14 protein-coding genes and 1 tRNA gene are annotated in these 20,478 nt (G+C 71.6%); 5 read left to right on the top strand and 10 right to left on the bottom strand.

Annotated features, from left to right (window positions below):
- Nucleotide 1 precedes the first annotated feature (1 nt).
- From E9998_RS12780 to E9998_RS12760, 5 genes are all read right to left on the bottom strand, one after another.
- Nucleotides 2-880: an endonuclease/exonuclease/phosphatase family protein gene (locus E9998_RS12780; protein ID WP_136530077.1), complete on the bottom strand. Its 879-nt coding sequence runs from the start codon at nucleotides 878-880 to the stop codon at nucleotides 2-4.
- Nucleotides 881-981: 101 nt separating this feature from the next.
- Entirely contained in the window at nucleotides 982-2,673 is a 1,692-nt protein-coding gene (locus E9998_RS12775) for a glycosyltransferase family 2 protein (protein ID WP_136530076.1), read from the bottom strand.
- 302 nt (nucleotides 2,674-2,975) lie between these two features.
- A complete protein-coding gene (locus E9998_RS12770) occupies nucleotides 2,976-4,397 on the bottom strand; it encodes an FAD-dependent monooxygenase (protein WP_136530075.1) in 1,422 nt (473 codons plus the stop codon).
- A 219-nt stretch (nucleotides 4,398-4,616) separates the two neighbouring features.
- A complete protein-coding gene (locus E9998_RS12765) occupies nucleotides 4,617-5,756 on the bottom strand; it encodes a VLRF1 family aeRF1-type release factor (protein WP_136530074.1) in 1,140 nt (379 codons plus the stop codon).
- A 93-nt stretch (nucleotides 5,757-5,849) separates the two neighbouring features.
- The gene (locus E9998_RS12760) at nucleotides 5,850-6,566 is read right to left on the bottom strand and encodes a DsbA family oxidoreductase (protein WP_136530073.1); all 717 of its coding nucleotides are present in this window, start codon (nucleotides 6,564-6,566) and stop codon (nucleotides 5,850-5,852) included.
- A 146-nt stretch (nucleotides 6,567-6,712) separates the two neighbouring features.
- On the opposite strand from E9998_RS12760, the gene E9998_RS12755 reads away from it, so the two are divergent.
- From E9998_RS12755 to E9998_RS12745, 3 genes are all read left to right on the top strand, one after another.
- Nucleotides 6,713-6,784 (top strand) — tRNA-Val (locus E9998_RS12755).
- Between the two features lie 147 nt (nucleotides 6,785-6,931).
- On the top strand, nucleotides 6,932-8,629 hold the full coding sequence (locus E9998_RS12750; protein WP_136530072.1) for an ABC transporter transmembrane domain-containing protein: 1,698 nt from the start codon (nucleotides 6,932-6,934) through the stop codon (nucleotides 8,627-8,629).
- Nucleotides 8,626-10,380, top strand: coding sequence for an ABC transporter ATP-binding protein (locus E9998_RS12745; protein ID WP_158299793.1), 1,755 nt, complete (start codon nucleotides 8,626-8,628; stop codon nucleotides 10,378-10,380). The genes E9998_RS12750 and E9998_RS12745 overlap by 4 nt, the downstream gene beginning before the upstream one ends.
- 397 nt (nucleotides 10,381-10,777) lie before the next feature.
- Here E9998_RS12745 and E9998_RS25325 read toward each other — a convergent pair whose 3' ends face one another.
- Nucleotides 10,778-14,083 carry a hypothetical protein gene (locus E9998_RS25325; RefSeq protein WP_158299792.1) on the bottom strand — a complete coding sequence of 1,102 codons (3,306 nt, stop codon included), beginning with the start codon at nucleotides 14,081-14,083 and terminating at the stop codon, nucleotides 10,778-10,780.
- 145 nt (nucleotides 14,084-14,228) lie between these two features.
- Entirely contained in the window at nucleotides 14,229-15,371 is a 1,143-nt protein-coding gene (locus E9998_RS12730) for an epoxide hydrolase family protein (protein WP_136530069.1), read from the bottom strand.
- 63 nt (nucleotides 15,372-15,434) lie between these two features.
- Here E9998_RS12730 and E9998_RS12725 point away from each other — a divergent pair, with 63 nt between their 5' ends.
- Nucleotides 15,435-16,403, top strand: coding sequence for a helix-turn-helix transcriptional regulator (locus E9998_RS12725; RefSeq protein ID WP_136530068.1), 969 nt, complete (start codon nucleotides 15,435-15,437; stop codon nucleotides 16,401-16,403).
- 72 nt (nucleotides 16,404-16,475) lie between these two features.
- Here the strand turns inward: E9998_RS12725 and E9998_RS12720 are convergent, their stop codons facing one another.
- From E9998_RS12720 to E9998_RS12710, 3 genes are all read right to left on the bottom strand, one after another.
- Nucleotides 16,476-17,642, bottom strand: a complete 1,167-nt coding sequence (locus E9998_RS12720) for a PrsW family intramembrane metalloprotease (RefSeq protein ID WP_136530067.1) — start codon at nucleotides 17,640-17,642, stop codon at nucleotides 16,476-16,478.
- Nucleotides 17,639-18,292: a hypothetical protein gene (locus tag E9998_RS25320; protein ID WP_158299791.1), complete on the bottom strand. Its 654-nt coding sequence runs from the start codon at nucleotides 18,290-18,292 to the stop codon at nucleotides 17,639-17,641. Before E9998_RS25320 ends, E9998_RS12720 begins: the two co-directional genes overlap by 4 nt.
- A 181-nt stretch (nucleotides 18,293-18,473) precedes the next feature.
- The gene (locus tag E9998_RS12710) at nucleotides 18,474-19,472 is read right to left on the bottom strand and encodes an NADP-dependent oxidoreductase (RefSeq protein WP_204745414.1); all 999 of its coding nucleotides are present in this window, start codon (nucleotides 19,470-19,472) and stop codon (nucleotides 18,474-18,476) included.
- A 128-nt stretch (nucleotides 19,473-19,600) separates the two neighbouring features.
- Here E9998_RS12710 and E9998_RS12705 point away from each other — a divergent pair, with 128 nt between their 5' ends.
- Nucleotides 19,601-20,473, top strand: coding sequence for a LysR family transcriptional regulator (locus E9998_RS12705; protein WP_136530066.1), 873 nt, complete (start codon nucleotides 19,601-19,603; stop codon nucleotides 20,471-20,473).
- The last annotated feature ends 5 nt before the right edge of the window (nucleotides 20,474-20,478 follow it).

The following is a 20,478-nucleotide window of genomic DNA, read 5'->3' as shown; positions in this document are numbered from 1 at the left end:
GTCAGCGGTCCTCGCCGACGGCGAGCACCGCCTGGACGGGCCAGTGGTCGGAGGGCGCCAGGCCGTCTCCCGAGCGCGGGTTGACGCCCGCGGCGGTCACGCGGACGCGGTCGCCGTCGCCGCCGGGCTTGACGAAGATCCAGTCGATGCGCCTGCCGCCGACCACCGGTTCGGTGCGCCAGGCGTTGAACGTGGCCCAGTCCGGGGTCAGGTGCCGCTCGGCCACGTCCCAGGCGTCGACCAGGCCGCCGCCGGTGAGGACGCGGTGCGCGGGCGTGCCCGGGTCGCAGTTGAAGTCCCCGGCCAGGACCGCCGCGCCCGGGAAGCGGCGCATCACGTCGAGGCACATGCGCGCGCCCTTGACGCGGGCCCGCTCGGAGCGGTGGTCGAGGTGCACGTTCGCCACGTGGAAGTCGCGGCCGGTGGCCCTGTCCTGGAAGCGGACCCAGGTGAGCATCCGGACCACGGCCGAGCCCCAGCTCTTGGAGCCGATCGCGCGCGGGCGCCGGGAGAGCCAGAGGTGGTCGTACTCGACCGGGAGCAGGCGCGAGGCGTCCCAGAACACCGCGGTCGCCTCCGAGCGCGAGCCGCCTTCGCGGCCGAGGTGGATCCAGTCGTAGCCGGGGAGGTCGTCGCGCAGTTCGAGGAGCTGGCGGAACCGGCCCTCCTGGGTGCACAGGACCGCGGGGCGCTCGTCGCGCACGATCCGGGCGACCAGCGGGCGGCGGCGCCACCAGGAGCGCGGGGCGCGGCCGGAGGCCGACTTGAGGTTGTAGGTCATGACGTGGAGGAGCGGCGGCTCGACCGGACCGATCAGCGGCGAGCCTCGCAGCGGGGCTTCGGCCGGCGGATCGGTGCGCGCGGCCGGTGCGTCGTTCACATTCGCGACGATATCTTTCCGGGCGGTCCCCGGCGGTCCGTTCACCGACTTTGCGCGCGGAGGCGCCCTCCCCGGCGGTGCCGGGAAGGGCGCCGGATGCGCTACCGCCGCAACGCTAAAGCGGCAGCGCTCCCGAGGCGAGGATCGCGGTCGCGGCGAGCAGACCGGTCCATGCCAGGGCCGCCGACCACGGCAAACGGTTCGGTGACGGGCTGATCTTGGGGCGCATGGCCTTCTCCTTCGTTCGGTGCGGGTTCGGGGCGCGCGCGGCCGCGTCGACGCAGCGAGCCCCAGGCGGCGGCCACCACGGGCGCCGCCAGGTAGGTGTGGACGCCGATGAGCACGGCGGCGCCCCACAGGCGCTCCCAGCCGTGCACGGCGACGTCGTAGGCGAGAAGCGCCCACATGGCCGCGAGCGTGGTCCCCGTCCAGCCGATGATCCAGGCGACGGCGGTCCGCACCAGCGGGTTCGCGCGGCGGCGGGCACCGGTGGGGACCCATTCGGCGGCCCGGCCGCGCAGGAGGTCCCGGAGGGCGACGAGGTGGGCGAAGCTGGCGAGCATGCTCGCGCGGAGGGTCTCCAGGCGGGTGCGGGAGCGGTGGAGCAGCGGCAGCAGGACCGCCCAGGTCCAGATGGGGACCAGGAACGGCAGGAGGTGGACCGGGCTGATCCGGTCGGGCTGCCAGGCGAGGACGATGAGCATCGGCAGCGGCACCGCGACGATGTTGACCACGCCCATGAGGTAGCCGCCGATGCCCGCCCAGAAGCCGATCTGGCCGCGCGCGGGCAGGCCCATGCTCGGCAGGGCGCGGGGCCGGGCGAGTTCGAGGTTGCCCAGGCACCAGCGGTACTGCTGGTTGAGGAAGGCCTCCAGGGTGTCGGGGCTGAGGCCCTTGGCGACGGCGACGGGCACGTAGACGGTGCGCAGGCCCAGGCGGTAGAGGGCGAGGCCGGTGTAGAGGTCCTCGGAGTGGTCGCGCACGACGAAGCCGCCGATGCGGTCGAGGGCGGCGCGGCGGTAGACGGCGTTGGAGCCGCAGCAGACGGCGACGTCGTCGGCGTCGCGGGCGGGCTGGAGCCAGCGGTAGAACTGCTCCTGGGCGGCGGCGCCGGTGCGCTGGAGCCAGTTCATGGAGCGCGCGGTGTCGAAGACCTGCGGGGACTGCACGATCGCGACGCTCGCGTCGGCGGTGTAGGGCATGAGGTGGCGCAGGAAGTCCGGGCGCGGGCAGAAGTCGGCGTCGAAGACGGTCACGTACTCGGCGGCCGACAGGCTCAGGCCGTGGTTGAGGTTCCCGGCCTTCTTGCCGGCGCCGGGGTCGGCGCGGTGGCTGTAGGCGAAGCCGTGCCGTTCGGCGAGTTCGCGGACCTCCTCGCGGCCGGTCTCGTCGAGGACGAGGACGCCGAGCGGGCCGTCCCATTCGAGGGCCGCCACATGCCGGTAGGTGTTGGCGAGCACGTCGAGGGTCTCGCCGCAGGTCGGCAGGAAGACATCCACTGTGGGCGGTGTTTCCGGCTTGTACGCGCTCCGCAATAGGCGGTGTCCGGCTGCCGTGAAACGCCTTTCGCGCAGTCCGTCGACGGCGGAGAGCCCCACCATCACCGTGTTGAGGATCAGCACCACTCCGAAAGGCCACAAGAGAGGGTTGGTGATCGCCAGTGCCACCGTCGCGCCGGCGGGGAATAGGCAGGAGGCGAACATGACCGCCATGACCCAGCGGCGCTGGGGGCCGAAGTAGCCGTAGAGCTCTGCATCCGTTGGTGGAGAAGGAAGTTCATCATATGCGGCCATGGCGAGGGTCGACTCCAAGGATCGGCAGGCGAGGGTCGCGTCCGACTCGCCGACCCCCCGGTTCCGACGCGGACACTACGAGAACGGTAGCGCTCCCATGATTCTTGCACAACAACCCGCGGTAAATTTCTCGGTCAATATGCCAAGCGCCACAATGCAATTCATCGATGATCTTCAGCGTTTCGCTTAAAGAAATAGACGATCACTTATGCCAGGTCGGACGCTGCCTGCGGGTGCGCCCATTGGGGACGGCGGCACGAGTGCGGCGGCGGGCCTTCGGCCCGCCGCCGCGGTTTCCCGGTTCAGCTTCGGCCCGCGTGGCTCGCGAGGTAGGCCCGGATCGCGTCCGGGTCGTCGGCCCCGGCCCAGCCGATGTAGGCGTCGGGCCGCACGATCTTGACCTCGCCGTCGGGCGCGGCCGAGGCGGCGTTCGCGGTGAAGCGGCCCTCGTAGGCCTCCTCGCTGTCGAGGACGACGAAGCGGCCGCCGCGCAGCGCCTCGTACAGGCGGGTTCCGTCGGCCAGCGCGATGTCGTTGGCGCGGTGGCCGACCAGTGCGTCCTCGCCCTTCTCGTGCCCGTAGTGGATGCCGACGCCGGAGATCATGCCCATGGCCTTGGCCTCGATCGGCTTGATGTGGAGGGCGGTGGCGGCGGCCATGCCGCCGATGGCGGCCTTGAGCTTGGAGCGTTCGGCGGCGAGTCGGATGATGGCGCCGCTGGAGCGGAGCACGGCCTTGCCGACGGGGTGGCGTTCGGAGTGGTAGGTGTCGAGCAGGGCGGGGTCGGCGCCGCGGAGGACGGCGGCGAGTTTCCAGGAGAGGTTGGCCGCGTCCTGGAGGCCGGTGTTCATGCCCTGGCCGCCGGCGGGCGAGTGGCAGTGGGCGGCGTCGCCGGCGAGGAACACGCCGCCGTCGCGGTAGGCGGGGACCTGGCGCTCGTCGGAGTGGAAGCGGGAGATCCAGCGGGGGTCGTGCATGCCGAAGTCGGTGCCGAAGGCGAGCTTGGCGGCGGCTTTGACCTCGTCGAGTTCGATGGGTTCGTCGTCGCTCTTCTGTTCGGCGGCGTTCCAGGCGAAGACGCGCCAGTAGCCGTCGCCGAAGGTGGCGACGAAGCAGAAGGCGCCGTTGACGCCTTGGATGGCGGGGCTCTCGGCGGGCGGTTCGGCGAGTTTGACGTCGGCGAGCATGATCGATTTGAGGACCGATTCGCCCGGGTAGGGCATGCCGATGGCGCGGCGGACGGCGCTGCCGACGCCGTCGGCGCCCACGACGTAGGGGGCGGTCCAGTCGCCGCGGTCGGTGCGGACGGTGACGGTGCCGTCGGCCTGGTCGATTCCGGTGACCTTGTGGTCGTAGAGGATCGCGGCTCCGGCGGCGACCGCGCGGCGGCGCAGGACCTCTTCGACCGTGTACTGCGGGGTCATGAGCAGGAACGGGAAGCGGGTTTCGAGGTCGGCGAGGTGGAGGGTGACGCGGTTGAACAGTCGGATGCCGGGCAGTTGCGCGCCGCCGTGCGAGAGGAGTTCCTCGGCGAGGCCGCGGGCGTCGAACTCTTCGAGGGTGCGGGCGTGGACGCCGAAGGCGCGGGAGAGGTTGGAGAGTTCGGCGCCGCGGCGTTCCAGGACGGTCACCTGGACGCCGGCCTCGGCGAGGTCGCCCGCGAGCAGGAGGCCGGTGGGGCCGGCGCCGACGACGATGACCTCGGCGTGCTGTGGGTCGGACATGGCTGTCTCCCTTGGGGTGTGTCGGCGAATCTGTAATTCATCGACTGATGAATTAAAAATAGACCCGGAACCCCTCGGAGGGAAGACTTTCGCAAGTGGATGTGACGCACCTCAATCCGGTGCCCGGACGGCCAACAGGGCCGCGGGAGGTGAGTGCCCGCGGCCCTGGTGTCGTGCTGCCGAAGATAGGTTAGCATAACCTAACTTCTTGTCAAGCGGTCACCAGCGCAGCATCGCGCCGACGCCCCCGATCTTCTCTCCGAGTCCGCCGCTGAGGATCGAGACCCGCGCGTCCGAGGACAGCGCCATCTCGATCATCGCCTCGCCCAGCTGGGCGTCGGCGATCGCGGTCGCGAGCTCCGGCTCCCCCGGCGCCATCGCGTCGGCGAGCACCGAGCCCTCCGGGATCAGCCTGCCGCTCCACACCGAGTCGCGCTCGATGAGCAGGCGGTCGACCCGCCCCTCTTGGAGCGCGTCGAGCACCTCCTCCGAACCGAGCGCGGTCCGGGGCCTGCCTTCGGCGAACTCGGCGGCGAGCTTCCCGTCCCGCTGCGCCCTGGCGGCGCCGATCTCGGGGGCCAGCGCCTCCTCGATCTGCGCGGGCGTGGCCTGGCTCAGCACCAGCTTCGAGGCCACGACCTCGGCCTTGAACCCGTTGCGCAGCTCCTTGGTGGCGGCCTCGACCAGGTCGGGGTCGCCGGTGACGACCAGCAGCTCCCACCCGAACGTCGACACGTGGTCGGTCAGGGTGGTGTGCGCGGCGGCGAGGAACTTCTGGAGGTGCTCGGCGACGCGGAAGTCGAACAGGTCGTGCTGGGTGTAGGAGTTCGCGCCGCCGTGGCTGCCGGGGCCCTTCATGACGCGCCATTCGGAGGTGTCGAGCTCGAAGGCGAGCCCGGAGATCTCCTCGCAGCGGCCGAAGCGGCTGTCGAGCAGGCGCATCCCCTTGCGGTCGACGACGGCGATGCCGACGGGCGAGCCCTCGGCCCACGCGCCGAACATCGGCGAGATGTGCGAGCGGGGGGCGAGGGCGACGCGGTCGACCAGGGGCGTCTGCATGGCGACGCGGTAGGACCGGCCGCTTTCGAGCGCCACGAACAGGGCGCGCCCGACGCCGGGCTCACCGGGCCGGACGAGTTGCTCGATGTCGAGCTTCATCTCCTCGACGCGGCGGCCGAGCAGCGAGCGGGTGCCGTTGTCGACGGCCTCCAGCAGCTGCTTGACCCCCAGTTCGAGGCGGGTCTTCCAGGGCGGGGTGGAACCTTCCTGCCTGGGGTCGGCGTTGACGTAGAGCGAGAGCACGCCGGTGTCGTCGCGCAGGTTCACCAGCTTCAGTTGCGTCTCGCGGTCCATCGGCATGGCTATCGCCTCCTCGTTGAGCGGAATTCGCCTCAGGATATTCCCGGAGGTGTCCGTTCGTGAAGGTTTGGCCACTTATGCCCGAGGGCTCGGTCAGATCGGGCAACCGTCGGGCCCGCACGCCTCCGCGTCCTCCGCGCCGGTGATCGTGGTGATCACCGGTCGCTTTTCGCCCCAAGCCTTTTCGAGGACCTCGGCGAACAGCTCGGTGGGCTGGGCGCCCGAGATCCCGTACTTCTCGTCGATCACGAAGAACGGCACGCCCGTCGCCCCGAGCGCGGCGGCCTCGGCCTCGTCGGCGCGCACGGCCTCCCGGTACGCCTCCGGGTCGTCGAGCACCCCGACGACCTCGTCCCTGTCGAGCCCGGCGCCCACCGCGACCTCGACCACCCGGTCGCGCTCGAAGACCGAGGCCTCGTCGGCGAAGTTCGCGGCGTAGAACGCACTCCAGACCTCGGCCTCCAGGCCCCGGTCCGAGGCCAGGTGCAGCAGGCGGTGGAGATCGAAGGTGTTGCCGTGATCCCTTCCCTCGGTCCGGTACTCCAGGCCCTCGGCCTTGGCGAGGTCGCCGAGCTTGTACTCGTTGGCCTGCGCCTGCGCCGGGCTGATCCCGTACTTCTTCGCGATCATGGGCACCACGGCGGCCACGTCCCCGACCTCCCGGTCCGGGTCGAGCTCGAAGGACCGGTGGCGCACGCTCACCGCCACCTTCCCGTCGAGCAGCTGCACGGCCTTATCGAACCGGGCCTTCCCGACATAGCACCACGGGCAGGCGATATCAGACCAGATGTCCACGCGAAGTTCAGTCACACCGTCCCTAACACTTGAACCTTCATCTGAATTCCGCCCTGTGCCCCACGCCTCCCGCCCCCCGAGACCCCCGCGCCCCCTCACTCGCGCCCAAACCCCCGTTCAGGTACCCTGTCTCAGGCCCGGCCCCCACCCGAGCCCACCCCGGGTGCTTAGCTCAGCGGTAGAGCACCTCCCTTACAAGGAGGTGGTCACAGGTTCGATCCCTGTAGCACCCACCGCATATCGATTGCCGTGGGTCCGTTGGCGGCCGACGCCCCGGCGGCGTGAGGGTCGACGCGTTCGGCAGACTGGCTCCATGCGCTCATCTGACGGTGACTCGTACGCGGCGGCGTTCCGATGGGTCGCAGGCGATCGGAGTGCAGATGGAGCGGCGTGATCGCTACTCGACGGGACCGTGGCACTACCTGTGGTGGCTCGTCCGCAGTCAGTGGAGGCGGGTGCTGCTGGGCGCGCTTCTCGGAAGTACGTGGATGGTCGGGCTGACCGTTCCTCCGCTGGTGCTGTCGCTCGCCATCGACGAGGGACTTGAGTACGGCCTCGGGGCGAAGGTGTGGGGGTGGGCGGGCATCCTGGGCGGGGTCGGGATCGGAATCGCGGTCCTGGCGATACTCCGCCATCGGACGATGACGAAGGTCCGGATCTACGCCGCGCAGCAGACCATTCGCGCCGTGGCGACGCAGTCGATCGGGTTGGGCTCGTCGCTGCAACGCCAGGCCGCGGCCGGCGAGGTCGCGGCCATCGGCGTCAGCGACGCTTGGACCATGGCGCGGAGCCTCACGGTGACGGGACCGGGCGTGGGCGCAGTCGTCGCGTACGTCGTCATCGCGGCGGCGCTGCTGCGCATCTCGCCGCTGCTCGCGGTCGTCATCCTGATCGGAGCACCCGCGCTCCTCCTACTGCTCGGGCCCGTCCTGAACCGCTTCCGCATCCACGGCACGGCGTACCGAAAGGCGGAAGGGGAGCTTTCCGGCCGCATCGTGGACATCGTCTCGGGCCTGCGCGTGCTGACCACGCTGGGAGGAAAGTCGCTGTTCGCCGAACGATGGGAAGTCGAGTCCGACCTCGTTCGACGCACCGGGTACCGCCTGGCGAGGACCGAAAGCTGGATCAGGGGAGTCGCAGTCGGCCTGCCGGCGCTCTTCCTCGCGATCGTCATGTGGCTCACCGCCCGCATGACCGTGCAGGGCGACATGTCCGTGGGCGAATTCGTCGCGGTGTTCGGGTACGTGGCGGTCGTCGTCGTGCCGGTCTCCTTCTTCATCGAGGCCGCGATCGACATCAACCGGGCGCTCGTCTCCGCGCAGCGGACCAGCCGCTTCCTCTCGATCGAGCCCCTGGCGCGCGGTACCGCACCGGTGAACGACGCGACCGCGGCCCTGTCCGATCCCGGGTCGGGGCTTCGCCTCGAGATCGGAGCGTTCGCCGTCGTCGCGACCGACGACCGCCACCAAGCGAAAGCGATCATGGAACGACTCGCCGGGATCGAGACGTCCGATGCCCGCTGGGGCGACCAGCCTCTCGCCGAGATCGATCCGACGGTGCTGCGGCGGGCGGTCCTTCCCCTGGACGACGGCGATTACCTGTTCGCCGGCCCGCTGCGAGACGTCGTCTTCACGAACGGGGATCAAGGCGACGCCGAGCGGGAGCGCGTCGCCTACGCGAGCGGCATCGACGAGATGCTGCGCGGCTTCGACGACGGATGGGCCACCCCGATCGCCGAACGAGGCGTCAACCTGTCCGCCGGCCAACGACAGCGACTGCGACTCGCTCGCGCACTCGCGGCCGGGCCGGCCGTGCTGCTGGCCCTGGACCCGCTCTCCGCCGTCGACGCCGTCACCGAGAGCCAGGTCGTCGAACGTGTGAGAGACGCGAGGCGCGGGCTGACGACACTCGTCTTCAGCAGCTCGGCCACCGTTCTCGCCGCGGCCGACGTCGTCCATCTGGTCGAGGAAGGACGCACGGTGGCATCGGGGACCCACGCGAGTCTCGTCGCGTCGAACGGTCGCTATCGAAAGCTGGTGTCGCGCAATACGAGCGAAGAAGACGAGACGAGCCGATGAGCCACCAGTCGGAGTCGGGATTCCCCATCGCCTCACGAAGCGAGCTGGGCCGTGCCGCAGGGCGCCTGGTCCGCGCCGATCCGTGGATGTTCGTCTTCACCATCGGGTTCGGGACCGTCACCGCCGCCCTGGCGCTGGCGCCGCCGTGGCTGGCCGGCGTCGTGATCGACGAGATCACGGGCGGAGCGAGCCTCGCCGAGGTCGATCGATACGGTGCCGTGCTCGTCCTGCTCGCGGTCCTGCAACTGCTGATCTCGCGGTACTCGTTCCTGGTGACGGCGCGGTTCGGCCTACGCCTGTCGCAACGGCTCCGCCGCTCGATCGTCGATCGTGTCCTCAATCTTCCGGCCAGGATCGTCGACAAGGCGGACACCGGCGACCTGATGGTCCGGACCACCGGCGACACGCGCCGCGTCACGGGGATCTTCAGCAGCGCGGCCCCGGAGATGCTGGTCTCGATCGTGCAGGTCGTCCTGACCTTCGTCTTCGTCGCGGTCCTCAGCGTCCCGCTCGCCATCGTCACGATCATCGGCATGCTCGGCATTCCCTTGGTCACCCGCTGGTACCTGCGCCGCGCGGCAGCCGGGTACCTCGCCGAGGCCGACGGACACGGCCGGCTCGCCGAGAGCCTCTCGGGGACCGTCAACGGGGCCCGAGCCGTCGAACTCTACGGCCTCCAGCGCCGAAGGCAGGACGACATCGTGCGCCGCGCTGCGACCGCGCGCGCCGCGCAGTTCGCCACGCTGCGCCTTCGCAGCGTCCTGTTCCCCGCGGTGGACTCCTCCTACGCCCTCGCCCTGGTGCTAGTCCTGCTCGCCGGCGCGTGGATGTATCAGGCGAACGCGGTCGCGCTCGGCTCGCTCATCGCGATCCTCCTCTACGTGCGGCAGATGAGCGGCCCGCTCGACGTCGTCCTCCTATGGCTCGAATCCCTGCAAAGCGCCATCGCGTCGTTCGCGCGAGTCGAAGGTCTCGCAGGCGCCGACGTCGCGAACCCGACGCCGTCGACCGCGACCCCTTCCGGGCCGCGCCTCGCCGTCGCCGACGTGTCCTTCGCCTACGAGCAGGGCCCGACCGTCCTCCACGGCATCGACCTCGAGATCCGCCCCGGCGAGAACCTGGTGATCGTCGGCGCCTCGGGCGCCGGGAAATCCACGCTCGCCCGCCTCCTGGTCGGCATCGAAGCGCCGACCTCCGGGTCCATCACGCTCGGCGGAGTCGAGGTGTCCGCACTGCCATTGGAAGTGCGCCGATCGCATATCGCACTCGTCACCCAGGAACAGCACCTGTTCCACGACACGATCCGCACCAACCTTCTCCTGGCCCGCCCGGATGCCGAAGACGGCGAACTCCACGCGGCGATGAGCGCCGTCGGCGCGCACTGGCTCGACGGCCTTCCGGCCGGCCTCGACACGATCGTCAGCCAGCACGACAGTCTCTCCGGCGCCCACGCCCAACAGATCGCGCTCGCACGCGTCCTGCTCAGCGACCCGCAGACCGTCGTCCTCGACGAGGCGACGTCGCTCCTCACACCCGGATCAGCGAGCACCGTGGAACGGTCCCTGTGGTCGGTGCTGGAAGACCGCACAGTGATCACGATCGCGCACCGCCTGGCCACCGCGCGCGTAGCGGATCGCATCGCCGTGATCGACGGCGGCCGCATACGCGAACTCGGGAATCACGAAGAGCTTCTTCGCAGACGAGGTCTCTACATGCGACTCTGGAACGCCTGGCAGGGCGGACCGCACTGAACGAATCCCCACGGAGGAGGAAACGCGCCCCGGTCCCCGCTACGGCCAGACCGGCCTGACGCCTTGCGGCAACAGGCCACCTGCCAACGAGGTGGGGCGCCAATGCCATGCTGGTGGACATCATTCAACCCACCACGTGGAGGCCGCCATCGAACTCCCTTTGCGACAGCGGTCGGCCTCCTTCGCCAGGTACTTCAAGGACTCCGCGAAAGGTGTGCTGCTGGGTGTGCTCTCGCTCGGGTTCTCAGCGGGCTTCACAGTCGGATTGTCCTTCAGCGATGTCCGCTACGCAGTGGTGACGTTCGCCGCCGTGTGCCTGTTTTGGATGGTGCTGTGGCTGGCGGTCGGGGCCGTGCGGCACTCCGCAAACATGCGCCGGCTCAGGCACTCGCAACGCTCACGCTGAGCGGTTGCTCCAGGTGGCTCCTACGTATTCCTCGGCGGTGTAGACGCTGAAGGCGAGCACGCGGACCGCTGAGGACTCGTGGGCGCGCAGGCGCTGGAGCAGGTGGCGCCAGGGTTCGTCCCATTCGCTGGCGGTCGCGGCGCTGTCGATGATCGAGGCGGCGACGATGGCGGCGTTGGTGTCGGTCGAGTCGACCAGGGCCGTCAGGAAGGGCAGGGCGTCCGGCGGGTTGTCGTAGAGCATCCGGTCGTCGATGGCTTCGCCGACGAGCCTGGCCTCCACCTGGTCCTGGAGGCGGTCGATCAGGGTCTGCACGGTCTCGGGCGCCGCGTCCCAGGCGATCGTGCGGGCCAGGAGGCGCGTGCCCAGGTCGGTCGGGAGCCGCTGCGCCACGGCGGCGATGACGCCGGGCGGGGCGGTCGCGAACGCGTAGTCCGGGGCCAGGTTGCCGAGGATCCGTTGGAAACGTTGGCGCACGGGAAGGTCGCGGTCCGCTTCGGCGTTCGGCGCGTCGGTCTTGTCGTTGAGGAGGTCGGCGGCGCGCAGGAGCGGCGCGGGGTCGCCCCCGGCGGCGGCGATCGAGCAGAGGGCGTTCATCGCGGCGGCCCAGACGTCGGTCGCGTCGAGGTCGGTCGCGAGCGCCACCAGGGCGTCGGCGGCCTCGGGAGCCTGGCCGGCCCAGCGGGCGAGGCCGTCCGCTCCGGCGACCTGGAGCCGGTCGTCGTCCTTGCCCGCGGCCGTGACCAGCAGTTCGATGTAGCGGCTGCGGAAGTCGGCGGGGATCAGTTCGGGGGCGAGCGCAAGCACTGCGATCTGGACGTCGGGACCGAAGGCGTCGACGCCTTCGACCACCGCCCGCGCCCAGGGTTCGGCGAGGCGTTCGGCCGCGGAGGCCGCGACGGCCTCGCGGACGCTCCCGTGGAGGGCCGGGTCGTGCCACAGTCCTGTGAGGAGCGCTCCTGCTTCGGGGACGCGGAACCGGGCCAGGACCCGGACGGCCTGCTTCCGGGCGGTGACCTTGGGCGAGTGCAGCAGCGGTGCGACGGCGGCGGCGATGACGGCGGGGCGGGAGCGTTGCGCGAGGCGGTCCATGGCCGCGGCCGCGAGGGCCGCGTCCGGTGAGGCGAGGAACGGCGGCAGCGCCGCCCAGGCGTCCTCGACGGGCGCGACGCGGTGCAGTTCGCTCACGGCGACGGCGCGGAGCGCCGGGTCCTCGCCTTCGAGCAGCGGCGCGAGATCGGCGAGGGCGACACCGGGGACGCGCGCGAGGGCGCGGGCCGCGGCCTGTCGGAGGCGCGGGTTGCGGCGGTGGTCGGTGGCGTTGGCGCGCAGCGTCTTCTGGTAGGCGGCGCGGACCGCGGGCGGCCACTGTTCGAGGACGGACTCGCTCATGTGGCCGGTGAGCTGGTGCAGGACCGCGGTCGGGGAGTCTTCGCGGATCGTCGCGAACCAGGCCGGCAGGAGGTCGCACCGGTGCGCGGCGAGGGCCTGGAACCATCCGGACCGGCCCGGAAAGGCATCGGTGAGTTCGGCGATGCGGGCGTGCGCGCCGTTCCCGATGCGCAGGAGGCATTGCGCCGCTTGGTGGCGGTTGCCGGTGTTCTTCGAGTCGAGGGCCCGGCGCAGGACCGGTTCGAGCGCGGGCGCCCGCCCGAGTCGTCGGCCGAGGACGGCGGCGAGCGCCAGCGCGGCGGCGTACTCGTTGGCGGCGGCGCGTTCCGCGAGGTCGGGCGCGGCCCGCTGCGCGAGGTCGGCGACGAAGCGCTGCGGGAGCGACCGCAGTGCGACGGTGAGCTCCCAGTTCACCGGTTCGGCGAGGAGGCGGGTGAGCAGGCGTCGGCCCGCTTCGGTCGGCTCGGGACGGCCCTGCGCGGTCCGGACCAGGCGGGCGGCGAGGGCCGTCAAGCGGCCCACGGTGTTCGAGGACCGCGCGGGTGCGCTCAGGAAACCGGCGGCGAGCGCTTCGAGTGCGGCGAGGTTCGCGGCGGTCCAGTCGTGCGGGCGTACGGCGAGGAGTCCGGTGAGGATCTTGTCGTGGATCAGGCCCTGGTCCTTGACGGCGCGGTCGAGGCGCCCGAGGAGGTCCGTGAGCGCGGCGTCCCCGCTGAACGCCGCGGCGTGCACGAGCCCCTGGTAGGACCGGGCTCGTTCGTGGACGTCGGAGCGGCGGGTCCCGGCGGTGAGGTCGTCGCGGACCTCCTCGTAGGGGAGGTGCGACCGCACGACTTCGCGACGTGAAGGGTCGGCGGCGACGTGGCGGTCGGTCAGCAGCCGCCGGGCGGTCGCCGTGCGGGCTTCGGCGGGAAGGCGCGCGAGCACGGCCGCCTCGTCAACGGCGACTCCGGCCCGGCGGACGGCGTCGAGCACTTCGATCCGGCGTGACGGGGCCACATGCTTGAGCAGGCTCCGCAGGTCGGCGCGGCTGCGGCCGACGACGAGCGCGATCCTGGCGGGCGGCTCGGCGACCAGCCGTCGCATGACTGCTCGGCGCCGCACGGCCGCGGCGAGGAGGCTGCCGCGGCGAGGGTCGAGGAGATAGTTCCAGGTGCGGTCGGCGTCGGCGGCGAGCAGCGTCGGCAGCGCCGCTCGGACGGCCTCGTCGGTCGTCTCGGCCGGGTGGCGTTCGAGCAGGTCGATCCAGGCGTGCGGGGCGCGTTCGAGGGCCGCGGTGAGCCCGCGGAGGTGGTGACGCCACCAGTTCGCGTGCAGCTCGGGGGAACGTGCGGCGAGCGCCGCGGTCGCGTACTGGGTGAAGACCGCGGTGTGGTGCTTCGCGAGTTGCGACCAGGCGAGGTCGTACGGGGCGAACTCGTCGAGGTGCGCGGCGACGACCGCGGCAGAGCACGCAGGGAGGAGCCGGGCGGCCTCGGCCGGCCCGCAGTGCTCGACCACGACCGGGAGGAGCCGGTCGGCGAGCGGTTCGTTGCGGTGTTTGCGCAGGGCCCGGTAGGCGGCGAGGCGGGCGGTGCGGGACTGGGACGGGATCGCGGCCTCGACCGCCGCGGCCATCGCCGGGTGCTCGACCGCGGCGGTGATCGCGGCCGCCGCGGTGGCGGCGTCGGGATGGTCGAGAAGGGTCCGCAGATGTCCCGTGTGCCCCGAGAAGGAGGCGAGATGCAGGGACAGCCGGGAGCCGAAGACGCTGTGGCGGGCGAGATCGGTCAGGAGCGCGGGGAAACGCTCGTGGCCGCGGCAGTCCTGGGCGATCCTGTACAGCTCGCGCGTCCGGTCCTGGTAGGACCGGCTGTCGGCCGCCGCCAGCAGCTCCGCGGCGTCGGGAGGGGTCGCGTTTCGCATCGGCACTCCAGCAAGGGGAATCGGCTACCGGGCGATGGTGCCACACCGCTTCCACAGGCCATGATCCCCTCGGCGACGCCGTTTTCGCTGTGGGCTCCGACAGGCCGTCGGGTCCGGTCGTGTCGCACCGGACCCGAACCGGTCGTCAGACGCGTCCGAGGAAGAAGGCGCGGAGGTCGTCGGCGAGCAGTTTCGGCTCTTCCATCGCAGGGTAGTGGCCTCCTGCGGCGAATTCGCTCCAGTGGCCGACCGCGCCGTGGGGATCGAACGCGCGGCGCATGAGCGGGTGGGTGTCGAACACGGCCCATCCGGTGGGCACTTCGGATTCCGTCGACGGCGGGGGGCCGGCGTGCGCGGTCTCGTAGTAGAACTGCGCGCTCGAAGGGCCGCTGCGGGTGAACCAGTACAGGCTGACGTTCGCGAGGAGGTGGTCGCGGTCGACCGTCTCGTCCGGCGTCCGGTGGGCGCCTTCGGTCCCGGTCTTGTACTTCTCGGCGATCCACGCGAGCTGGCCGACCGGTGAATCGGCGAGTGCGGCACCGATCGTGTCGGGCCGGTGGTGCTGCATCTCCAGGTACCCGCGCTCGGCCGCGGCATCGGCACGGATCGCCGCGATCTGGGCGGTCTCGTCGTCGGACAGCCCTTCGGGGTAGGGGAACACGTCGCCGATCAGTCCGAGCCATCGGCGTTCGGCGCCAAGGTGGGTGGCGATGACCCGTTCGGGGTGGTCCGCGGCGAGGCGGCCGACCGTGGCGGTGCCGATGTCGGTGCCGTGGGACGCGAACCGCTCGTAGCCCAGGCGGGTCATGATCTCGGCGAAGGCCGCCGCGGTCCGCGCGAACTCCCAGCCGGTCCCCGACAGCGGGGTGGAGAACCCGAATCCGGGCGGCGAGAGCACGACCACGTGGAAATCGTCGGTCAGCAGCGGGATGAGCCGCTGGTACTCGACGAAGGAGCCCGGCCAGCCGTGGTTCAGCAGCAGCGGGACGGCTGCCGGCCTCGCCGATCGCGCGTGGACGCCGTGGAAGGTCTGGCCGTCGACGACCGTGGTGAACTGCTCGTGCCGGTTGAGTTCGGCTTCCTGCGCGCGCCAGTCGAAACCGTCGCGCCAGTGTTCGGCGAGGTCCTTCAGGTACGCGAGCGGGATGCCTCGACTGAAGTCGGCGGGGTCGTCGCGGCCCGGCACGGGGTCCGGCCAGCGCGTGTGCGCCAGTCGGCCGCGAAGGTCGTCGAGGTCGGCCTGCGGGACGTGGATGCGAAACGGGATGAGTGCGTTGTTCTCGTTCATGGCTCCCACGGTTTCAGGGAATGCGGCAGGTTCGCTTCCGCGATTGCTGGAATGATCGAGACCATGTTGGGAACTTCGGCCCGCCTGCTCGAAATGCTGTCGTTGTTGCAGCTCAAACGCGACTGGACGAGCGCTGAGCTCGCGGGGCGCCTGGGGGTGAGCGCGCGGACGGTGCGCGCCGACATCGGCAGGCTGCGGTCGCTGGGCTATCCGGTGACCGCGAGGCCCGGTGTGGCGGGCGGGTACCGGCTGGCGGCAGGGTCGGCGATGCCGCCGCTGCTGCTGGACGACGACGAGGCGGTCGCCGTCGCGGTCGGGCTGGGCGCGGTCGCGACGTGGAGGCTCGGCGTCGAAGCGACCTCGCTGACCGCGCTCGCGAAGCTGGAGCAGGTGCTGCCCTCGCGCCTGCGGCGGCGCGTCGACGCGATCCGGGAGGCGACGAGCGTCGTTCCGGGTGCGGGACCGGCACCCGATCCGGCGATGCTCGGCGCGGTGGCCGCGGCGATCCGCGGCCGCGAGCGGCTCCGCTTCGGGTACGTCAAGCCCGAGGGCGGCGAGGTGCCGCGACATGTCGAACCACAACGGCTGGTGAGCTGGGGGCCGCTGTGGTACCTCCTCGGATGGGACCTCGAACGCGAGGACTGGCGGGTCTTCCGCGTCGACCGCATGGTCCCCCGAGCGCCGACCGGCGCGCGGTTCCGGCCGCACGCGATCGGGGACGACGAGGCGGTGCGGTTCGTCGTCGAACGCATCGTCAAGGCGTCCTGGCGGTACCGGGCCCGTGTGCTCGTGCGGGCGCCGGCCGACGAGGTGGCCGCGAAGCTCCGACTCCCGGTCGACGTCGAGGCGGTCGACGAGTCCTCGTGCCGCGTCGAGCTGGGCGCCGAGGACCCCGACCGGCTCGCGCTGTGGCTGACGCAGCTCGGCGCCGACATCGAGGTGGTCGAGGGCGAGGAGCTCACGGAGGCGTTCGAGCGCCTCGCGGCGAGATTCCGACGCGCGGCCGGTGCGTCGACCGGAGCCGTCACTTGACGCCGAGCAGGGTCCCGTCCGCCTCGGCGTGCCGCCGCGCTCACGGTGCGAATCTCGGCGTTGGCGCCGGGGTCACGCGGATTCGAGGCGGGCGAGTTCGGTTCGGGCGAAGCGGACGCGGTCGGTGTCGGCGCCGTCGGCGGTGGCGAGTTGGTCGGCGAGGTCGTGGGCGGCTTCGAGGCGGTGGCGGCGGGCGCGTTTTTCGGCTCGGCCCTTGCCTGACCGGCGGTAGGCGCGGCGTCGGCGCCAGCCGCCGGAGACGGCGTCGAGTTCCTCGGCGGTGATCACGCCGGTTTCGGCCTCGGGGGTCATGACCGCGCGCATCGCGTCCCGCTCGGCCCTGACGGTCAGGTGGAAGACGCCGATCACGATCGCCAACGAGATGAGTACCTCGCCGATGAGCAGCACGATCATGAGGGTCTCGTTGCCGCCGGAGAGTCCGCCGTTGGCGTCCCACACGCCGTGGAGGAGCATCGCGGTGGCCATGAGCCCCAGTCCCAGGCCGGCCCGGCGGCGCTGGGCGGGGGTGCCGACGAGGTAGAGGATGCCGGCGCCGAAGAGGGCGGAGTAGAGGATGTGGGAGGAGAAGCCGGTGAGCAGTCGCAGGGCGACGGTGCTCAGGCTGGCGTGGAGCTGGTCGGAGCCGAACTGCTGCGCGGCGGCGTTCAGTCCGTAGGAGATGTCCTCGATGATCTCGAAGCCCAGGCCGACGAACGCGCCGAGGATGAACCCGTCGTAGGCGGTCCGGACCACGCGCGGGGCGATGAACAGCAGGAGCAGCACTCCCGAGCCCTTCGCCAGTTCCTCGGTGAACGGCGCGGTCAGACCGGCGCCGAAGTCGGACTGGAAGGCGCTGCCGAACAGTTTGCCGTACAGGTTCAGCACGGCGTCGTTGGCGGACAGGGCGATCCCCCAGGCCGCCGCGAACCCGCCCCAGACGAAGGCCGCGACGACCAGGACGAGCGGCTGGCGGGCGTACCGGTCGATCCGGGCGGTGAACCACCAGAACAGGACGCAGTAGAGCGAGAAGATCACGGCGCTGACGGCCAGGGCCGGCGCGTAGAGGCGGATGCCCTGGTTGACGGTGCCGAACAGGATCCAGACCCCGTAGCCGACGCCGAGCACGTAGACCCAGAAGCAGGCGTTCCGCGGCTGCCACAGCCGGGCCGTCCTCCCCCAACCGGTCTGCTCGATCGCGTCGCGCCGGGCGGCCAGCGCCGTTGCCGTCGCCTCCGTCATGATCCGCTCCCCTCGACCGGCTGCACCGACCGCAGCATCGCGGCGACCTCGCGCGTCACGTCCGGTGATCCCTGAGCCGGCCCGAGGACCTGGATCTCCACACCGGTGCCGCCGAAGACGAAGGCCGCGACGAGGCCGGTCTGGTCCACGCTGTCGTAGTGCGCGGCCACGCCCTGGTCGCCGGCCGCGTTGGCGACGGTCTCCTGCGGGCCCGTGACCTGGAAGCCCGAGCCGGGCCCGCGCAGGCCCCTGCTGGTCTTGTCGATCTGGGCCAGCAGCTCGGCGGGCGTGCCCCGGTAGTCGTCGGTGATCACCTCGAAGACGGTGCCGCGGTAGGTGACCGCGGCCGTGTCGGGATAGGAGCCGCTCGCGTCGGACTGCCCTTGGCGGGCACCCGCGACGAGGTTCGCGCCGACCGCGGGGGTGAAGACCACGTGCTCGCCGACCTGGACCACGTCGCCGGCCCGGATCGGGTCGTCGACGGCGACCGCCCGGTCGATCTGCGGCAGCGCCCAGTTGGCGACCAGGAACAGCAGCACGACCAGCCCGGCGGGCACCAGGGTCCGCCGGTCGACGCCGAGGAGCCTCCGGTCCACCGGCACCCAGTCCGCGCGCCAGTCGGGCTCCGCGACCGCTCCCCGCTCAGACATCCGCCACCTCCGCACCGCGGCGCGGACCAGGCAAGGACCGCCGCCTCATTCACGCACACATCGAGGCGTGGCGCGACGAATCGAGCGAAACGTCCTCAGTCGACGTTGCCCGGGAGCATCACGTTTCGCGGTGGCGGTCCTCGCGGATCCGCCTGCGGTAGCGAGGCGCCCGGGGCGCGGGTCAGTCGGTTCCGTTGAGGCGCACCAGCATCTTGCCGGTGTTCTCGCCGCGGAGCATGCCGAGGAAGGCCGAGACGGTGTGCTCGAAACCGTCGGCGATCGTCTCGTCGCTGACGATCTCGCCGCGTTGGAGGCGGGGCACCAGGAAGGACTCCATCTCGTCGCGGGCGTCGAGGTGGTGGCGGACCATGAAGCCCTGGAGGCGCAGGCTCATGCCCATGACCTCCTCGACGTTGCGCACGGGCGGGGGTGCGCCGTGGTAGCCGGAGATGGCGCCGCACCAGGCGATGCGGCCGAATTCGCGCATGTTCGCGATCGCGCCTTCGAGGTGGTCGCCGCCGACGTTGTCGAGGTGGACGTCGACGCCGTCAGGGGCGGCCTTCGCCAGCTGCTCGGCGACCGGCCCGTCGTGGTAGTCGAAGGCGGCGTCGAAGCCGAGGTCCTCGACGAGGTGGCGGGCCTTCTCGGGGGTGCCGGTGGAGCCGATGACGCGGCCGGCGCCGAGGAGGCGGGCGATCTGGCCTGCGGCGGTGCCGACGCCGCCCGCGGCGGCCGAGACGTACACGGTCTCGCCGGGCCGCAGGTTCGCGATGCGGGTGAGGCCGACGTACGCGGTCAGGCCGGTGCCGTTGCCGAGCAGGGCGAGGTGGGCGCTGAGCGGGACGCCCGGGTGGGAGGGCACGAGTTGGACTTCGTCGGGGCGGACCAGTGCGTGGGTGCGCCAGGCGTGGCGGTGCCGGACGACGTCGCCGGGCGCCAGGCGGTCGTCGGCGGAGGCGACGACCCGGCCGAGGGCTCGGCCTTCCAAGGGCGCGTGCAGGTCCCAGAACTCGTCCATGAGCTGGCGCATGTACGGGTCGACGGAGAGGTAGAGGTTCTCCACGAGGGCGGTGCCCGGTTCGGGCACGGGCATGGGGGCGTCCGCGAAGGCGAAGTCGTCGGCCGAGGGGAAGCCGTCGGGCCGGCCGACGAGGTGGACGTAGGTCATGCGTTCGGTCATGTGGCATGTCTACCTGCGGTTCCGGCCTGTATACAGGGGCTCGCGCGGATGGAACCAGCACTTCCATGAATGCTGTTCATGGAAGCGGCGGGTTGCCGCGGCGGGGCGGGCGGGGCTAGGTTCGCTCGGTGAGCGACCTTTCCCCCAGCGAACTGCGCGTCCTGGTCGCCGTGGCCGAGGAGCGAAGCTTCACCGGCGCGGCCGCGAGTCTGGGCATGACCCAGTCGGCGGTGTCGCACGCCGTCCGCACCGTCGAGCGCAAGCTCGGGGCGGTGCTGTTCGATCGCGGCCGCCGGGGCGCCCGCGCCACCGAGGCCGGGACGAGGGCAGTGACGCAGGCGCGGCACATCCTGCGCCTCCTCGACTCGATGGGGTCGGAGACCCGCGGCGCCGCCGAGGGGATCGTCGCCGGGCCGGTGCGGATCGCCGCGTTCCGCTCCGCCGCGGCCGGGCTGCTGCCCGCGGTCCTGGACCGGCTCGCCGCGGCGCACCCGGGGCTCCACCCGCAGGTGAGCATCGTCCGCGACGTCGGCCGCGGCAGTGCCGGGGAGGTGCTCGACGCCAAGGCGGACTTGGGGATCACCACCGTCCCGCCGACCTCGCCGGTGCCGGACGGCCTCATCTTCAACCGGCTCTACGAGGAGCGGTACCTGCTCGCCGCGCCCGCCGGGGCGCCCGACCCGCACCGGCTGCCGCTGCTGGACTGGTCCGAGAACTGCTCAAGCTACACCCGGCGGTGGTGGGAGGAGCAGGACTGGCTTCCCGAGCGCCGCATCATGGTCGAGGACGACAGCGTCGTGCTGTCCATGGTGGCCGCCGGTGTCGGCGTGGCCGTGATGCCGCACCTGACGCTCGCCGCACCGCCCGAGGGCGTGCGGGTCACCGACCTCGGCCCGACCGCGCCGACCCGGCACCTCGGCTACGTGACGACGCCCGCGCTCGCCCAGACGCTGCCGGTCCGCACGCTCATCCGCGAGCTCCGGGCCGCGCACGCGCGCTGACCCGG

The sequence above is a fragment of the Glycomyces paridis genome (assembly GCF_004912155.1).
Taxonomy (GTDB): domain Bacteria; phylum Actinomycetota; class Actinomycetes; order Mycobacteriales; family Micromonosporaceae; genus Glycomyces; species Glycomyces paridis.
This window is presented reverse-complemented; position numbering and strand designations above follow the sequence as displayed.